The sequence below is a fragment of the Polyangium sp. 6x1 genome (assembly GCF_029946515.1).
Classification (GTDB): domain Bacteria; phylum Myxococcota_A; class Polyangia; order Polyangiales; family Polyangiaceae; genus Polyangium.
Genome location: NZ_JARZHH010000021.1, coordinates 45,087 through 60,714, shown reverse-complemented (window position 1 = coordinate 60,714; position 15,628 = coordinate 45,087). Strand labels below are relative to the sequence as shown.

The following is a 15,628-nucleotide window of genomic DNA, read 5'->3' as shown; positions in this document are numbered from 1 at the left end:
GCACACGCTGGTCACGATGACCAGCGGCCCGGGGCGCGCATCAACACCCGCTGGTCACGATGACCAGCGGCCCTCGACGCGCGTCGACCCACGCGGATCACGATGATCAGCGCCGCCTCGACGCGCATCAACCGCCGCTGTCCACGATGACCAGCGGCCCGGGGCGCGCGTCGATGGGCACGAGAGATGATTTTTGGGGGTTTCGGGGAGCGGGGGCGAGAGCTGGGCTCAGCCCACCGACTTCATCATCGCGACCGGGGCCGCCGCGTTCGCGCGGAACCCGCCTGCCGCGAGCGTCTCCACCGGCGTCTTCCGGCGTGCCGGCTGGTTCAGCTTCGCGCCGTCGAGCACCGTCTCGCAGAGCTCGCCGAAATCGTAGCCCTTCGCCGCCGCCGCGCGGGCGAGCAGGCCGTCCGGCGAGAGCGCCGGCAGCGTGTTCACCTCGAGCACGTACTCGTTCTCGCCCGCCGTCACGAGCAGGTCGACCCGCACCGCGCCCGTGCAGCCGAGCCCACGCGCCGCGCGCTCCGCCAGGTTCTGCACGTTGCGCTCGCGCTGCGGCGAGAGCGCCACCTTCACGAGCTCCGCCCCGGGCCCCTCCAGCATCGCCTTCGGCGTCGCCACTTCCACCGAGCCGAGCACCTGCCCGTCGAGGATCGCGACGTTGATCTCCACGCCCGTCACGAACCGCTCCACGAGCGCAATGTCGTCGTACTCGAACGCCTGCTCGAGCGCCGCCCGCAGCTCGTCGAGGTTCGTCACCCGGCTCACGCCCTGGCTCGAACCCTCGCCGCGCGGCTTCACGATCGCCGGGAACCCGAACGAGCCGTGCAGGCCTTCGAGGTCCGTGAGGTCCGCGTCCTCCGACACCGTGTAGTACGGCGGCGTCGGCACGTTGTGCAGGCGGAACATCTCCTTCGCCTTCAGCTTGTCCATCGCGAGCGCGCTCGCGAGCACGGACGAGCCCGTGTACGGGATGCGGAGCAGCTCGAGGAGCCCCTGCACGCAGCCGTCCTCGCCCATGCGGCCGGAGAGGGCCAGGAAGGCCACGTCGATCCGGGCTTTCTGGACCACGGACGCGAGGTCGGGACCGTAACTCTCGCCGAGCGACAGGCGCACCACCTCGTGGCCACGCGCCGACAGCGCCTCCGCGACGGCATGCCCGGCAGACAGCTCCGACGACGAGCCGCCCATGATCACGCCGACCCGCCTCCGCATCGATCGCCTCTTCATCGAATCCACCTCCGTCGGCGTGAACGCTCGGACCACGTCACGACCTTCAAGTCGGCGGGTATCAGACAATGGATGAAGGGGTCAACAAAACGGACAACTTCGGATCTGCGCGAGGTCGTTCGGAAATCAGACAACTTCGACGAGGACCGCCGTGATGTTGTCCTTCCCGCCTCGCCCGTTCGCGAGGTCGATGAACCGCGTCACCGCCTCGCTCGCACCGAGCGCCGCGATCTCCGGGATCTCCTCGGTCCGCAGGTAGCCGTGCAGGCCATCCGAGCAGAGCAGGTACCGATCCCCGGCCCGCACCGAGATCACCGCCTTGTCCACCTCGACGTAGTCCCGGTTGCCCACCGCGCGCGTGATCACGTTCTTGTGCGTGGCCTTCGCCGCCTCCGCAGGCGTCAGCAGGCCTTGCTTGATCTGCCAGGCGAGGAGCGTGTGATCCTCGGTGAGCTGCACCGCGGTGCCCTCGCGGATCTGGTAGATGCGGCTATCACCCACCTGCCCCGTCACGAGCGATCGACCGAGGAAGAGCGCCGCGCTGATCGTCGTGCCCATCCCGAGCTTGTCGCGCTCGAGCTCCGCCATCGCGTAGATGAGGTACGTCGCCGCCTGGATCGCCCCCTCCATGATCCGGCAGGCCGCGCGCCCCTGCGCCTCGTCGAGCTCCCCGTCGATGGTCCCGAGCGCCGTGATCCCGCGCTTCACCATCCCGTGGATCGTGTCCACCGCCTGATGGCTCGCGACCTCGCCCGCAGCATGGCCGCCCATCCCGTCCGCCACGATGTAGAGCCCGAGCTCGTCGTCGTGGAAAAAGGCGTCCTCGTTGCCCTTGCGATGCTTGCCGATGTCGGTCTGCGCCGCGGAACGGACGGGCCACCGCCCACAGAGCGTCGGCGCCTCGTTCTGACGCAAAGCGTCGTTCCGGTCGTGCGGTGTGCTCATCGTGGAGCTCGTGCTTCTTCCGACGATAATCCGCCCCGGGCCCCCCTGTCGAGAGGCCCGTCCGCTCGGGTAGACTCCCTCGTCACCCATGTCTGCGCGGAGCTTTTGCACGAGCGTGACGTCTCCCGACGGGCTCTTCCGCGTGCTTCGGGAGACACGCGCAGCCGTCCCCTCTCCGGCAGGTGGGCTCGTCTTCGTGACGGGCCCACTCGTGCCGCACCTCCGCGCGCTCGCGAGCCGCGTGGCGAGCGCATGGAAAGGTGTGCCGACCGTGCTCGTCCCCGGCGCCGGCGTGCTGCACGAGCGCGCCGAGCTCGAAGGAGTCCCCGCCGCGAGTGGCCTCCTCTGGAGCGGAGGACAAGCGACGCCGTTCGCGCTCGGCGACGCGGAGGATGCACCGCGCGCGCTCGGCGAGTCGATCGGGCAAGCGCTCGGCGCGCGCCCTTCCTCGGCGCTGCTCTTCCACCGGGCCGACGGCTTCGACACGAGCCTGCTCGAAGGCCTCGCGGTCGCGGCGCCCTCGGCGCGTGTCTTCGGCGCCGGCACCGTGGGCGCAGGGGGCATGGTGATCACGGCGGAGGGCGAAGAGCGCGCGGCCCGCGCCGTGGGGATGACGCTGAAGGGGCTCGCCTCGCCGATCGTCGCGTCCTCGCCTGCGTGCCGCCTCGTCTCGGATCTCGCGCCGATCGAGGAGGTCAACGCGGGCATGGTGATGCGCCTCGGCGGACGCGCCGCGCTCGACGAGCTCTCGCGCTGCGCGCCCGGCGCCGCGAGCCCCGGCGCGCCCTCGCCGCTCGTGTTCGCCGCGCTCGTCGAGCCGGACGACGTCACGGACGACGGACGCCCGCGCTTCGTGATCCGGCCCGTGCGAGGGATCGATCCCTCGCGGCGGGGCGTGATGATCGGCGCGGACGCGCGCCCCGGGCTCCACATGGCGTTCGCGGTGCGGGACGCCCAGACGGCAAAGACCGACCTCGAAACGATGGCGCGCGTGGTCTCCAAGAACGCGCTCGGCGCGGCGCCGCGCTTCGCCCTCTACCTGACGTGCGCGGGCCGCGGCCAGAGCTTGCACGGCGTGCCCGACGCCGAGGTGCGGATCCTCCGCCAGCGCTTCGGCGACCTCCCGATCGCCGGCATGCACGCGGCCTTCGAGATCAGCCCGCGGGAAGGCCGTCCCTCACGGCTCGACCTTTACACGAGCGTGCTCGCGCTCTTCCGCTCGCCGAGCTAACCCGCGCGCCACGCTTCGAGCATCCGCGACACCCGCTCGTCGACCATCACGCGCGCGGCCTGAAACTCCGGCGTCCCGCGGAGCGGCTCGAGCAGCGGGCAACGATCCATCCACAGGAGATCGATGAGCCCGCTCTGCGCGCAGGGCACGATCGAGGAGACCGCGCGCGCCACGTCGCCCACGTACATCGCGAGCTCGACCTCGACCTGCCGGAAGTACGCGTTCCGCCTCCATCCGCCGTCGCGGTTCGCCACCGCCTCCTGGAAGATCGGCGAGTCGAACGGCGAGATCTTGTCGACCAGCGCGTCGCGGATCGCCACCTGGATCGGCGCGTCGGTCTTCACGTCCCGCAGCCGCTCGGCGACGTCCTTCGAGAGGGCCTCGTCGCGAAGCCACATCGCGTACCGCGTCAGGGCCGCGAAGTACGGGAACTCGCCCTCGACCGTGCGCACGTGATCGAGGAGCTTTCGCGCGCCGTCCCAGTCGCCGCGCAGCACGAAGACACGCACGAGGTTCCGGGCCACCGAGGGCCCCGCTGGATCGAGCGACCGCGCCGTCTCGAGCACGCGCGCCGCCTCGTCGAGCGGACCCGACTCCGACAGGATCATCCCGATGAGCCCGTGCGCCTCGGCGAGCGCGGGCGCGCGCGTGATCGCCTGGCGCGCGCTCCGTATCGCGCCGGGACCGTCGCCCGACTGGAACAGCCCGTGCGCCATCGCGAGGTGCGCCTCTGCGAGGTGCGGCGCCGCCGCGAGCGCGCGCTCGGCGGCTTGTTTCGCCTGCACCGCGCTGTCGCCGTTGAAGAACGACATCCGCGCGAGCGCGCTCGCGTAGCCGGACAGGATCGTCGGATCGTTCGGCGCGCGTTCGAGCGCTTGTTCGAGCAGCTTCACGGCTTCGCGCACGTGCTGCACCCAGAACTTCCGGTACTCGACGCGCGCCTTCAGGTAGAGCTCGACGGCCACGGGATCCGTCGGCGACTCGCGCGCGGGCTGGGCCATGTCGACGGTCAGCGCGTCGGCGATCGCCTTCGCGACCTCGTCGTTCACCACGAAGAGATCTTTCTCCGGCCGGTCGAATCGCTTCGCCCAGAGCTGGAACCCGTCGGCCACGCTGAGCACGCGCGCGCTGATGCGCATGCCTGCGGGCGTCCTGCGCACGCTGCCCTCGACGACGACCTGCACGGCGAGCTCGCGCCCAATCTCGCGTGGATCCTGATCGACGCCTTTGAAACGCATCACCACGCCGCGCGGCCGGAGCTTCAGCCCGCGCGTCATCGACAGCGTATCGATCAGATCGTCGGTGAGCCCTTCCGCGAGGTAATCGTCGTCCGGCGGCCCGCTGTTCCGGAACGGCAGCACGGCGACCGTCTTCTCGCCCGGCGACGTCTGCGCGGCGGGCGGCGGCGTGCCTCCGCTCGGCGTGGGCGTCGCGGACGGCGTCACCAGCGTCGCGACGGGCGGCAACTTGTTCATGGCCGGCAGGGTCAGGCTCGTGAGCTCCTCGGCCACCTCCTGCGCCGTGCGATATCGCTCGTCGCGATCACGCGCCATGCACTTGAGGACGAGCGTCCCGCATGCCGTCGGCAAATCGTGCCGCTTCGCGCGTGGATCCGGCGGCGGCTGCACGAGCCGCGCCGCGGCGATGCTCACGATCGACTCCCCGCGCCACGCCTTTTCCCCGGTGAAAAGCTCGTACAGCATCGCGCCGAGCGCGTAGATGTCCGCGCGCGCGTCGATGTCGGCGAGCCCTTGCACCTGCTCGGGCGCCATGTACGCCGGTGTCCCGATCACCGCGCCGACCTGCGTCCGCGCCCCTTCGGGCTCGTGCATCCGCGCGATGCCGAAATCGGTGATCACCACGCGCCCGTCCTTCGCCATGAGCACGTTCTCGGGCTTCAGATCCCGGTGCACGACGCCCGCGCAGTGCGCGGCGGCGAGACCTGCGCAGATCGCAGTCGCGATCTCCACGACGCGCCCGACCGACATCGCGCCTTGCCGCGCGACAATCACGTTGAGGGGCTCGCCCTCGACGTATTCCATGGTCAGGTACTTGTCGGCGCCGTGCTCGCCGATGTCGAAGACGCGGGCGACGTTCTTGTGGGTGACGCGGCGCGCGAGCTTCACTTCGCGGCGAAACCGTTCGAGCATCCCGGGCTCGTTCACGAGGTCTTGCCGCAGCACCTTCAGGGCCACGACCTCGTCGAGCTCCTCGTCGCGGGCGCGGTAGACGCTGCCCATCCCGCCGATCCCGAGCAGACCGAGCAGCGTGTATCGCCCGGCGACGCGATCGCCTGGCGCGCTCGAGAGGACCAGGCCTGTCGGCGCCTCGCTGAGGGGATCGGAGAACGATGGGGTCGCCTTGAAGTCGGTCATGTACTGCTGCGACGCAGGCTAACCGATCTGGGCCTCGTTCGGTGCTACCCTCCGCCGCCCATGGACGCCGCCGTCGCGGTCCGCGCACTCACGAAAGTCTACCGGGTCCACGAGCGCCCGGCCGGTCTCGCGGCTGCGCTGCGCAGCGTTTTCCGCCGAACGTACAAGGAAGTTCGCGCGGTCGAAGACCTCTCGTTCACGATCGAGCCTGGCGAGCGCGTCGGCTTTCTCGGCCCGAATGGCGCGGGGAAAACGACCACCTTGAAGATCCTCGCGGGCCTGCTCCACCCGACGAGCGGCGAGGTCACGGTCTCGGGCCACGTCCCGCGGCGCCGCGAGGCTTCTTTCTTGCGGACGATCACGCTCGTCATGGGCCAGAAGCAGCAGCTCCTCTGGGATTTGCCGCCGGCCGAGACGTTCGATTTGAACCGCGCCATTTACGGCGTCCCCGACGCGGCCTTCACGGAGACCCTGCGCGAGCTCGAATCGCTGCTCGACATCGGCGCCCTCACGAAAAAGCCCACGCGGCAGCTCTCGCTCGGCGAGCGCATGAAATGCGAGCTCGCGGCGGCGCTCCTGCATCGCCCGGGCATCCTCTTCCTCGACGAGCCCACGATTGGCCTCGACGTCTCCATGCAGCTCGTCGTGCGTGATTTCATCCGCAAGTACAACGAGAAGCGCGGCGCCACGGTCCTCCTCACGTCCCATTACATGGACGACGTCGCCTCGCTCTGCCCGCGCGTCATCGTCATCGACAGGGGCAAACTCCGCTACGACGGCGACCTCGCCACGCTGGTCAAGACGATCCGCCCGGACAAACGAATCGTCCTCGCCTTCGCCTCGCCGCCGGATCGCGCGGCCCTCGAGCGCGTGGGGACCGTCGTCGAGCTCGAAGGCACGCGTGCCGTCCTGCGTGTCCCGCAAGCGGACGTCCGCGAGGCCGTGAGCCACCTCGTCGCGAGCGCGGAGGCGAGTGACCTCACGATCGAGGATCCGCCGCTCGAAGAGGTCATGCGGGACCTCTTCGCGCGCCCCGCCGAGGAGCCGGCCGAGGCCCTCAAATGAATGCGCGGTCTGCGATTGGGGGCTCCGCTCGGACGAGCCGAGCTACGCCCCCAAACCCCCTGCGCGCCTATCCGACGCTCTTGCGGGTGGGCTTCTCCGCGGCGCTCGCCTATCGCGCCGAGCTCGTGATCTGGATGCTGACGACCACGATGCCGCTCGTCAGCCTCTCGATCTGGACCGCGGTCGCGCGCGAGGCGCCCGTGGGTCGTTATGGTCCGGGCGAGTTCGTGGGGTATTTCCTGGCCGCGCTCATCGTCCGCCAGGTCACGGGCTCCTGGCTCGTCTGGGAGATGAACCAGGAGATCCGCCAGGGCACGCTCTCGCAGCGCCTCTTGAAGCCGATTCACCCGCTCTGGATCTACAGCGCGGAGAACCTCGCCGCCTTGCCGCTCCGCGCGGCGCTTTGCCTCCCGGTCGTCGTCGTGGCCGTCGTTTATGCGGACCTGACGCGGAGCGGCCCGCTCCTCGCGATCTTTTTCGTCTCCCTGCTCGGCGCGTGGCTCATCAATTTCTTCACGATGGCCATCATCGGCTCGCTCGCGTTTTTCCTGGAGAGCTCCACGAGCGTCTTCGAGCTCTGGCTCATCACGTTCATGTTGCTCTCGGGGTACGTCGTCCCGCTCGAGCTCTTCCCGGGCTGGGTGCGCGGCGTCGCGGAGGCCTTGCCCTTCCGCTACACGCTGGGTTTTCCCGTCGAGGTCGTGATTGGCCTCATGGATACGAAGGCCGCGCTGCGGGGCCTCGCGGTGCAATATACCTATGCTGCTGCCGCCGCGACGGCCGCGATCCTCGTGTTTCGCGCGGGTGTGCGGCGGTTCGGGGCGTTCGGGGGCTGAGCCGGATTACAGAGCAAACGCGGCTGCGTAGACGGTGACGAGGCCGGGGAACCAGTCATCGACACCTCGAAACGCAGGTCTCGGCACCGTCGTACGGATCTCGACGCCCAGATACGAACCTCCCCGGATTGCATGCGTCAGGTAGAGCTCGTTCGGCGGCATCGACGGCCCGAAGGGGGTTGGTACATGGACGGCGAACCCGGCGCGCCGGACCAGCATGCCGTCCATCCGTTGCGCAGGCTGGAACATGGTGAAATTGGGCAGCGGAGCGATGAACTCGTTGAACAGCAGGGAACGCTTGACGAAACCATCGGACACCACCTCTGCCTGGACCGGGTTGAAGACGTTATCCATGGTGATCCAGATCTGGAGCTCCCCGCTCGAGTCGATCGCCACGCAATCGCGGCCCGATTTGATGGTATATCCGCTCGGCAGAGCAAACATGGCGCCGCTGGTGGGGTCGCCGAAGATTCTGTACTCGAGGTTGGGGCTGAGCGGTTTGGTGCTCATGTTTGCTGCGACGACCACGGACTGGATCTGGGCCAAGCTCAGAGGGTCTGCGCTGCTCAGAACCTCTGCCAAGGTCCTGGTCGCCAGGTGAAAGAACTGGCGTCCACCACAGGTGACGAAGCGCATGCCTTGCGGCGGCCCGGCGCCCTGACCGCTCGACGAACCCGAGGGCTCCTCCCCCGCAAGCAGCATACTCGTATCCGCGACGCTCCCGCTCGACGTGGGCATGCTATCCGTCGACACCGCGAGCTTGGCCACGCTGTCCGCCGGAAATGCCCAGGTGATGGCCGATGTGCCCGACATCAATCCGCCGTTGGCGACGCCGATCACGCTGCCGGAGTCGTCGAACACCGGCCCGCCTGAGTCGCCCTGCAGGATGATGCCCTCCAGGTTGATGATGGGCTCGCTGAGGCTAGGAAACCGCTGGGTTTGCAGGTCGGACAGGGTCCTCGGATTGGTGACGAGGCTGCCGATGTCTCTCGCGCCCAATTGACGGACCGCGATGCTTTTGCTGACAAGCCCGCTCGTCTGACCGTACCCGAGCACGTGAATTTTCTGCCCGGGCGTGGTGGAGCTCGTGTTGAGCGGGAGCGGTTGAAAGGCGAGGCTCGACGGCAGGCGCAAGGCCGCGAGGTCCGCGGACAGCAACACTCTCTGGACGGAGGTCGTCTGGCTGTTGCCCTGCTGATCGACGAGCGAAATGGGCGGCCGGCAAGGAGCCACCACGTGCAGGGCCGTCACGACGAGCGTTTCATTGCCAACCTTGGTCACGAACGCCGTGCCGACGCGTGCATTCCCCGGTGTCAGGCCCTTGCAGTTCGTGCTGACGACCTTGAACACCCCGTCCTTGGCCGATTGCATCCAGGACCGCTGCTGCCCGGACGCAGGGCTCTGGAACAACAGCACAGTCGCGAGCAGCGAAAAGGCTGTGACAGTCGTCTTCATAACTTGCACCTCTTCCGAACATATTGATTCAATTGGCCGACACGCTCGCCCTCGGGAGCTTTTTCGATCTCATTCGCCTTGCTTTTCCAGGGCTCCCCCAGCGTCCTAAAATGGTCGAGCCCATCCTGGGCGGCGACGAACTTCATTCCTCGCAGGACCGCACACGCCTTCACATCGTCGTTGAGCAACACGGTGTCCTTGGCGTTCACGGTGTCGCCATACGATTCGACGATGCGGGAGGGGCGCGGGTCCCCGGGAGGTGTCGCCGAAGCCGCCTCCTTGGCCGCAAACGGCGGCGCAACGCCGGCGCTCGACTCTTGGGCGGGCGGCTCTTCACGCGCCGCGGGGCCGGCGCCGGCTTCTTTCTTGGGGGGATCCGGGTGGCGCAGCTTGTACCCCAAGCCAACGGCGACGAGTTCCTGCGCTTCCGAATCCGTGAAGCCGGCGGCCGTCCAGCGCTTCGTGAGCTCTTCGGGGGTCGGCGAAAGCAGATCGTGCGTCCGTATGTAGATGCCTACGAGCAACCCGAGGCACGCAAACACCCCGAATCCGATGGCAGCCCCCGACGCTCGCCCCGGCGCATCCTCGTGGGCCTGCAAAGCCGCCGCCGCCGCGCTCGCCGCCTCTCCGCCCTGCGAGCTCGCCGCCTTGGCCTTCTCTTCACCCGCCCCCTCTCCCTCCGTCGACGAGCCGCTCTCCGTCGACGAGCCGCTCTCCGTCGACGAGCCACCACGCGACGAGAAACCCCGGATCGTCGCATACGTCACGGCGAGCGCCATGACCGAGCTCGTCACGGAGGCGACCAGAGGGTTCTCACGGACGGAGAGCGCGAGCACGAGCCCGATGAAGGTGCCAAGCGCACTGCCTGCGGCGAACGTCGTCGCCCAACCGCCACGTGACGCCTTGGACCGGAGCTTTGTTCGTAAGGGTGCCACGGTAGTTACCCTACCACATATAGTACCTCGTACGGAAGCACCGAGGGCGCGAGGTATAGCTGCGCCTCATGGGACATCGCGTCACAGGTTTGGGCCCGACGCGGCGCGCCGGCCCCCCGGTGCCTTTCACCCGAGAAACCCGCCCGCCGCCGCCCGCGAAAACCCCGCGTGCAGGCTCGCGCGCATCGCCGATTGCGAGAACATCCGGAACGCCCGCCGGATCTCCCCCGCGTCGCTCCGCGGCGTCAGGATCCACCGATCCTCGATCCCCATCGCCCGGAACACGTCCCGGAACGGCGTACGCCCGTCGTCGATCCCCATGGCCGCCACGATGTGCTGCTCGCTCGCCAGCATGTCGCGCACGATCACGCGCACGTCGCTCGCCCTGGCTTTGCGCGATCCCTCGTCGGCCCCGTCCGTCAAAATCAACGTCACGCTCCGCACCGGCACCCCGCTTTGCGCGAACTCCTGCGCTTTCGCGATCACCGTCCCGAGCAGCACCACCGTTTGATCGTAGAGCGGCGTCCCCAGCGTGGGATCGTAGTTCTTCGTCGTCATCCGCTCCGCAAGCGCAACCGGTCGGTACGGATAGAGCACGAATCCATTCAAGTACCGCGTATGCGCCAGGATCGAATCCTTCTGCTTCGACGACGCGAGCGCGTCCACCACCGCGTTGTGCCCTTCCCGCACGGCGTCGGCGTTCCCGGAGAAACGGATCGACCCCGAATCGTCCGGCATGATCGTCACGAGCACGACCTCGGACGCCTGCACGTCGTCCACGCCCACGCCGAGCCCGGCCTGGATCTGCGCTCCGATATCGATCGCCGCGAGCGCCGCGAGCGCCTCCGGCGACAGCGTCCCTTCCTCCTCCGCCGCCTCGAAGAGCCGCCGGATCTCGTTTGCCTTCCCATTTCCGTTCGTCATGACGTCCTCCTCTCCTATTTCAACCAGCGCCCGATCTCGTCCGTGCTCTTCACCAGGTTCATCCCCGCCGCCGCGAACTTCGCGAGCGCCTTCTCGGCCTCGGGCGTGAAATCCGCCACGAGCCCGCCCTTGCCGTCCGGCACCGTCACGGCCGACATGCAATCGGTGAGCAAATAGATCTTCCTCGCGAGCGCGGCGTCGACCGAGGCGATCTCGCCGAGGATGTCGTCGATCGAGCTCTTCACGCAATGGCTCGCCGCCTGCCCCGCGATGATCACCGCGTCCGCCGCGAGCAGCGTCTTCAAAAAGAGCGTATTCTTCTGCCCGAGCGGCTGACCGTCGAACCGCGTGAGCACCTCCGGCGACAGCACCGAATAGTTCTCCGTCAGCGGATTGCCTCCCTTCACCTCCACCCACGACTGCGCCCCGCGCACGTACGAGTGGAAGAGCCGCGCCTCGTGGATCGCCCCCACGAGCGCGTGCCCGTCGCTGCCGAGCAAGCAATGCGGCGGCCACAGATAGAGCGTGTACTTCCCGGCCTTCTCCAGCTCGTCGCAATAATGCCGCACCTGCTTCACGAGCCACGGGTAGTTCCCGCCGCAGAGCCATTTCGCGGTGGCCGGGTTCGGCCGCACCTCGCCCGTGTCGATGTCGCGCGTCGTGATCACGCGGTGCGCCGAGAGCGACTTGCCCTCGCGGTCCACCCAGAACGACGGAAAGAAGATCTGGTGCGAGAAATGCGTATCCATCGTCGTCGTGATCGCCGTGAGCACGTCGAGGTTCCTGTAGATGAACTCCGCGATGCGCCGGCTATCGTCGATCGCGCCCTTCCCGCTCCGCCCCGCCACGAAGAGCGCGCCCTCGGGGTGACAGAAATCCTTCTGCACGTCGATGAGCAGGAGGTGCACATTCGTCTTGTCCGCGCCCGCCGGCCGGATGTCGAGCGCCTTGCGCCAATCTTCGGCGGCCACGAAGAGCAGCTCCTCCTTGGGCCGATGGCCCCACTTCTCGGCGCTCTTGTGATCGTAAAAAACCGGCAGCGGAAGATCCTTGTGGTTCATGATGTACCTCTCGTCTCTTTCTATGAATCAACCCATTGCGAGCGCCGTGAGCTCGCGCGCCCCCACGACCCAGAGCCCCGCGGATCCCGCGAGGATGCGCGCGCCTTCCTGCACGAACGGCTCGGTGTCCGGGAAACGCCGCGCCTCCGCCGGCCCGCCTGGGCCGAGCTCGACCCGCACGAGCCCACTGTCCGTGGCCACGAGCAGCGCGCCTCCGATGGCCTTTTTGCCGGCGATCGACCCGAGCCACGAGCCGTCGCCCGCCTCGGCCTCGGCCACGCCGAGCAGCGCGCCGCCCTCGGCCACCACGGCGCACCGGTTCATCGTTCGACCGGCGCGCACGTACGTCAGGAAAAACCAAACCCTGTCCTTGTCGATCGCGGCGTCCGCGGCCACGATCTGCCCGCTCGGCCAGGGCAACTTCACCGTATCGCGAATCCCGCGGCACTCCGTATCCCAGGTGAACGCGACCGACACCGCGCCTGCCCGGTAAAACCCGAACCCGAGCCGCTCACCGACCCAGATGCGGGTCTGTCCGGACAGTACCTCGCCCCAGGGCTCCGCCACGCCTTCCGCGAGGCCCGCGAGGGGCGCACCGGAAGGCCGCGCGGCGCGCCGGAACAGGCGCCCTCCATGGACGAACCATCGATATCGATCATTCACCACGAATGCGGGTTCCTGGCCCAATACGTCGACAGACATCCCCTGCTCCGCTTGCCCGGCCTCGAATGCAACGACCCGCCCGCGCCGCCCGATGAACGTGGTTTTCCCCTGGATCCAGAACCGCAATGCCCCGTCGAGCGGCCCACGCGCGACGACGGCCCCGTCCTCCCGCTTGTAAACGCCGTCTTCGTGCACCACGTACGCCGGCGCATCCCCCACGAGCGTCGCCGCGACCATCGAGCCCGCCGTGGCGAACCTGCGAGACGCCTTCACATGCCCCCGCACGACGACCACCTCGCGCGCCGCGCCGTGATCACACACCGGGCAACGCGCCCGCGCATGCTCGGCCCCGCACGAAACGCACGCCGTAAACCGCAGGTTTGCAAGGAGCGCGAGCGGAAGCGGGGCCCGCGCGTCGCGCTCGAAGATCGACGAGAGCGCGTGCAACAGGTCGTCCGGTAAAACCCCGTACGGAATCGCCGGCTTCGGATAACGCACCTCCGGATCAAAAACCGTGATCCGCCGGAGCGGCCGCGCCGCCTCGGGGACACGTTTCGCCGGATCCCGCGGCCGATACACGCCGCCGTAGGGCCCCACGCAGAGCAGCGTGCCCATCACCATCACGGCGAACGCATACCAGTCCGATTCCGCAGAGAACGGCCGCACGGGCCGCGGACGCGGCTCGCTCGCCTCGCAGAGCAGCGGATCGACGAATCGCTCGGTGTACACGGGGCACGGAAACCGGCCGAACTGAAAGCTGTCCGCGTCCACGATGTGCGCCTCGCCGTCCCGCGCGAGCACGTTCAGATCGTTGAAATCGCCGATCACCGCGCCGGCGTGATGAAGGGCCGCGACGGTCGCCCGCAGATCACAGAGGATCCGCGCCGCCGCGTCGCCCCCGAGGGCCCTGCGCCGCGAAGGCTCGCCGAGGCACATGAGCGGCTCGGCGCCCGCGATGAGCCGCATCGTATACCCGAGGATCGTCCGACCTTTTCGATCCATCGCGAATGCCATCGGCGAGGCGACGCGCTCCGGCAATCCCGCCGGAAAATGCGGCATCTTCTCCTGCACGAGCGCGAGCCTGTCCGCCGCCGCGCGCGCCTCGACCGAGACCCCGGCGACGTCCGGATGATCCGGCCCCTTCCATAACTTCAGCGCGATCCCGCCGCCGAGATCGAAGACGTCCGCCTCGCCGCCCTTGCCGATCGAGGCCTGCGGGCTCACGCGAATGCGTTTGTCGTCGATGTACACTTCCATGGCACACGTCTCCCGTCCTCGCCTCGCGGCGAGCCCGAACGGCCACTTCATCGAAACAACCTCTCTTACGAGACGGCGCTCGGCTTCTTGCGGCGCACGACGAGCAGCGTCGTATCGTCCTCGAGCAGCCCCGGCTCCTTGTGCATCCGCCGCTCGTCCCAGAGCGGCCGCGTCACATCACGATTGACGAGCGCGAGCGACCGCCGCACCGCATCGACGTTCCGAAAATACCGATCCTCGGACCAGAACGCCCGCAGTGGCGGCACACGCTCGCCGTGCGCCCCGGGGATCGCCGCTCCCGCGAGCGCGTCGTAATCGACGGCCCCGTCCGTGCCGACGAGCACCGAAGTGAGCGCCGACGCGGGCAGCACGCGGTGAATCGAGAACCGCGGCCCGGCCCCCGAGAGCCCATACCCGAGGTAAGGCGGCGCATTGCCGGGAAAAGGCCCGAGCCGCACGACCTCGTCCCCCACCACGAACATCCCGTCCCCAGCGCCGAACACGACGGCCCGCTCGGCGGAGATCACCACGCCGAGCACCGTGAACAGGAAAAACTCGGCCACGCCGCGCGGATGCGCGACGCCCATGTCCTCTGCAGCCGAGGCGAGCGAATGGAGCAGCCGTTCCCTGACGCGCTCGAACGTCGCCTCGTCGTGAATCGCCGCGCCCGCCTCCATCTCGCGAAGCACCTGCGCCGCGACGATCCGCGCCCCCATCGCCGCGCCGATCTCGTTATGCGCGCCGCTCCCGCACCCGTCACAAACGACGCCGACGATCCCGCATTCGGCCGAGCGAAACGCGAACGCGTCCTGATTGGGCTTGCCGGCGAGGACGTGCGAGCGCCCCGTCACGCTCCCCACAGCCATCTCGAATCGCTCGTCCACGCGCATGGCACCCTCCTCGCCTCAAATCTCGAACAAAAAGCCCTCTTTTTCGAGCTTCCGATACGCCTTCTCGTCGAACGTGTAGAGCCTCGCGGCCCGGTGCGCGACGTCCTGCTCCACCTCGTCGAGCTCGATCAAGAGCCCCGTCGCGACCACTTTCTTGCGGAAATTCCGCTTGTCGAGCTCATGCCCGAGCACCTTTTCGTACACGCGCTGGAGCTGCGTGAGCGTGAACTTCTTGGGCAAGAGCTCGAATCCGATCGGCGCATACCGCACCTTGCCGCGCAGCCGCGCGATCGCCTTGTCGACGATCGCCTCGTGATCGAAGGCGAGCCGCGGCAGATCGTCGATCGCGAACCACGCCGCCTCGCGCGCGTCCGTGGCCGCGCGGACCGCGTGCTCGCTCAGCTTCACGAGCGCGTAATACGTCACGGAGACGACGCGCTCGCGTGGATCCCGCTCGACGGCCCCGAACGTATAAAGCTGTTCGAGGTACACCTTTTCGATGCCGGCCTCCTCGCGGAGCTCGCGCCGCGCGGCCTCGTCGAGCGTCTCGTCGAGGCGCACGAAACCACCGGGCAACGCCCAGCGCCCGGCGAAAGGCTCGACGCCGCGCCGGATGAGCAGGACCTTGAGATCCTCCTCGTCGAGGCCAAAAACGACGCAATCCACGGCGAGCGCCGGGCGCGGGTAACGGTAGGTGTGGGTCATGTTCGTGTACGTGTAGGATGTACACGAACCTTAGTGTCAACTCGACACCATGT

At 68.3% G+C, this 15,628-nt stretch carries 13 protein-coding genes; 3 read left to right on the top strand and 10 right to left on the bottom strand.

Going from position 1 to position 15,628, the window contains the following annotated elements; translation table 11 throughout:
• Positions 1 to 228 precede the first annotated feature (228 nt).
• On the bottom strand, positions 229 to 1,233 hold the full coding sequence (locus tag QHF85_RS20805; protein WP_281328990.1) for a D-alanine--D-alanine ligase: 1,005 nt from the start codon (positions 1,231 to 1,233) through the stop codon (positions 229 to 231).
• Positions 1,234 to 1,359: 126 nt separating this feature from the next.
• On the bottom strand, positions 1,360 to 2,178 hold the full coding sequence (locus QHF85_RS20800; RefSeq protein ID WP_281328989.1) for a protein phosphatase 2C domain-containing protein: 819 nt from the start codon (positions 2,176 to 2,178) through the stop codon (positions 1,360 to 1,362).
• 88 nt (positions 2,179 to 2,266) lie between these two features.
• Between QHF85_RS20800 and QHF85_RS20795 the strand changes: the two genes are divergently transcribed.
• On the top strand, positions 2,267 to 3,409 hold the full coding sequence (locus tag QHF85_RS20795; RefSeq protein WP_281328988.1) for an FIST C-terminal domain-containing protein: 1,143 nt from the start codon (positions 2,267 to 2,269) through the stop codon (positions 3,407 to 3,409).
• On the opposite strand, the gene QHF85_RS20790 is transcribed toward QHF85_RS20795, so the two are convergent.
• On the bottom strand, positions 3,406 to 5,784 hold the full coding sequence (locus QHF85_RS20790) for a protein kinase (RefSeq protein WP_281328987.1): 2,379 nt from the start codon (positions 5,782 to 5,784) through the stop codon (positions 3,406 to 3,408). The genes QHF85_RS20795 and QHF85_RS20790 overlap by 4 nt on opposite strands.
• 60 nt (positions 5,785 to 5,844) lie before the next feature.
• Here QHF85_RS20790 and QHF85_RS20785 point away from each other — a divergent pair, with 60 nt between their 5' ends.
• Both QHF85_RS20785 and QHF85_RS20780 read left to right on the top strand, forming a co-directional pair.
• On the top strand, positions 5,845 to 6,849 hold the full coding sequence (locus tag QHF85_RS20785) for an ATP-binding cassette domain-containing protein (protein ID WP_281328986.1): 1,005 nt from the start codon (positions 5,845 to 5,847) through the stop codon (positions 6,847 to 6,849).
• Positions 6,846 to 7,685: an ABC-2 family transporter protein gene (locus QHF85_RS20780; RefSeq protein WP_281328985.1), complete on the top strand. Its 840-nt coding sequence runs from the start codon at positions 6,846 to 6,848 to the stop codon at positions 7,683 to 7,685. The genes QHF85_RS20785 and QHF85_RS20780 overlap by 4 nt, the downstream gene beginning before the upstream one ends.
• A 6-nt stretch (positions 7,686 to 7,691) precedes the next feature.
• Here QHF85_RS20780 and QHF85_RS20775 read toward each other — a convergent pair whose 3' ends face one another.
• From QHF85_RS20775 to QHF85_RS20745, 7 genes are all read right to left on the bottom strand, one after another.
• Positions 7,692 to 9,140: a serine protease gene (locus QHF85_RS20775; protein WP_281328984.1), complete on the bottom strand. Its 1,449-nt coding sequence runs from the start codon at positions 9,138 to 9,140 to the stop codon at positions 7,692 to 7,694.
• Positions 9,137 to 10,075: a hypothetical protein gene (locus QHF85_RS20770; RefSeq protein WP_281328983.1), complete on the bottom strand. Its 939-nt coding sequence runs from the start codon at positions 10,073 to 10,075 to the stop codon at positions 9,137 to 9,139. Before QHF85_RS20770 ends, QHF85_RS20775 begins: the two co-directional genes overlap by 4 nt.
• Before the next feature lie 126 nt (positions 10,076 to 10,201).
• Entirely contained in the window at positions 10,202 to 10,999 is a 798-nt protein-coding gene (locus QHF85_RS20765) for a hypothetical protein (RefSeq protein ID WP_281328982.1), read from the bottom strand.
• A 14-nt stretch (positions 11,000 to 11,013) separates the two neighbouring features.
• Positions 11,014 to 12,060, bottom strand: a complete 1,047-nt coding sequence (locus tag QHF85_RS20760) for a nicotinamidase (RefSeq protein ID WP_281328981.1) — start codon at positions 12,058 to 12,060, stop codon at positions 11,014 to 11,016.
• A gap of 27 nt (positions 12,061 to 12,087) precedes the next feature.
• Positions 12,088 to 14,031, bottom strand: a complete 1,944-nt coding sequence (locus QHF85_RS20755; RefSeq protein ID WP_281328980.1) for a hypothetical protein — start codon at positions 14,029 to 14,031, stop codon at positions 12,088 to 12,090.
• A gap of 14 nt (positions 14,032 to 14,045) precedes the next feature.
• The gene (locus QHF85_RS20750) at positions 14,046 to 14,870 is read right to left on the bottom strand and encodes a protein phosphatase 2C domain-containing protein (protein WP_281328979.1); all 825 of its coding nucleotides are present in this window, start codon (positions 14,868 to 14,870) and stop codon (positions 14,046 to 14,048) included.
• Positions 14,871 to 14,885: 15 nt separating this feature from the next.
• Positions 14,886 to 15,575, bottom strand: a complete 690-nt coding sequence (locus QHF85_RS20745; RefSeq protein WP_281328978.1) for an NUDIX domain-containing protein — start codon at positions 15,573 to 15,575, stop codon at positions 14,886 to 14,888.
• Between the last annotated feature and the right edge of the window lie 53 nt (positions 15,576 to 15,628).

Bases quoted from the DNA above. Each gene is read 5' to 3' on its own strand.
- QHF85_RS20790 (WP_281328987.1), bottom strand. From the start codon at position 5,784: ATGACCGACTTCAAGGCGACCCCATCGTTCTCCGATCCCCTCAGCGAG.
- QHF85_RS20775 (WP_281328984.1), bottom strand. From the start codon at position 9,140: ATGAAGACGACTGTCACAGCCTTTTCGCTGCTCGCGACTGTGCTGTTG.
- QHF85_RS20745 (WP_281328978.1), bottom strand. From the start codon at position 15,575: ATGACCCACACCTACCGTTACCCGCGCCCGGCGCTCGCCGTGGATTGC.
- QHF85_RS20785 (WP_281328986.1), top strand. From the start codon at position 5,845: ATGGACGCCGCCGTCGCGGTCCGCGCACTCACGAAAGTCTACCGGGTC.
- QHF85_RS20795 (WP_281328988.1), top strand. From the start codon at position 2,267: ATGTCTGCGCGGAGCTTTTGCACGAGCGTGACGTCTCCCGACGGGCTC.
- QHF85_RS20750 (WP_281328979.1), bottom strand. From the start codon at position 14,870: ATGCGCGTGGACGAGCGATTCGAGATGGCTGTGGGGAGCGTGACGGGG.
- QHF85_RS20760 (WP_281328981.1), bottom strand. From the start codon at position 12,060: ATGAACCACAAGGATCTTCCGCTGCCGGTTTTTTACGATCACAAGAGC.
- QHF85_RS20765 (WP_281328982.1), bottom strand. From the start codon at position 10,999: ATGACGAACGGAAATGGGAAGGCAAACGAGATCCGGCGGCTCTTCGAG.
- QHF85_RS20805 (WP_281328990.1), bottom strand. From the start codon at position 1,233: ATGAAGAGGCGATCGATGCGGAGGCGGGTCGGCGTGATCATGGGCGGC.
- QHF85_RS20800 (WP_281328989.1), bottom strand. From the start codon at position 2,178: ATGAGCACACCGCACGACCGGAACGACGCTTTGCGTCAGAACGAGGCG.
- QHF85_RS20780 (WP_281328985.1), top strand. From the start codon at position 6,846: ATGAATGCGCGGTCTGCGATTGGGGGCTCCGCTCGGACGAGCCGAGCT.
- QHF85_RS20755 (WP_281328980.1), bottom strand. From the start codon at position 14,031: ATGAAGTGGCCGTTCGGGCTCGCCGCGAGGCGAGGACGGGAGACGTGT.